Annotated in this window: 1 pseudogene; it reads right to left on the bottom strand. The window is 61.5% G+C overall.

Going from position 1 to position 551, the window contains the following annotated elements:
• Positions 1-551, bottom strand: a pseudogene (locus IVB50_RS04535) (IS5 family transposase); the annotation flags it as partial.

Here is a 551-nt window from a genome sequence, read left to right as displayed (position 1 = left end):
GCGCTTGCTGAAGCTGTGGAGGGTTACCCGGTTGGATTTGTTTGGAATGACGGGTTTCGCGCCGCGATTGACGATTTCGGCGCGAAAGCCGTCGCCATCGTAGCCTTTGTCCCCAATGAGGGAAGACATGGGCGGCGCGAGCTTCAAAAGGGCCGGCCCTGCGGCAATGTCTGCGGCTTGTCCCGGAGTGAGATGAAATGCGCAAGGTTTGCAATCAGGGTCGCTCAGCGCGTGGATTTTCGTGGTCCGCCCACCGCGCGAGCGGCCGATCGCCTGTTCACACTCCCCCCTTTTCCGCCGCTCGCCGAGCGATGCGCTTTGATCGAGGTGGAGTCGATCGACAAAGCCACTCGGTCCTTGCCGCAGCGGGCGAGCGCTTCAAAGATCGCCTGCCAATGTCCGCGCTTAGCCCAGCGATTGAACCGATTGTAGATCGTCGTGTAAGGGCCATAGTCGGACGGGCAATCGCGCCAGCGTGCGCCGCACTGGAGCATGTGAATGATACCGCTGATAATGCGTCGATCGTCTTCGCGCGCCGGGCCGGTCTGGTT

The organism is Bradyrhizobium sp. 87 (assembly GCF_023073015.1).
GTDB classification, from domain to species: Bacteria; Pseudomonadota; Alphaproteobacteria; order Rhizobiales; family Xanthobacteraceae; genus Bradyrhizobium; species Bradyrhizobium canariense_D.
This window is presented reverse-complemented; position numbering and strand designations above follow the sequence as displayed.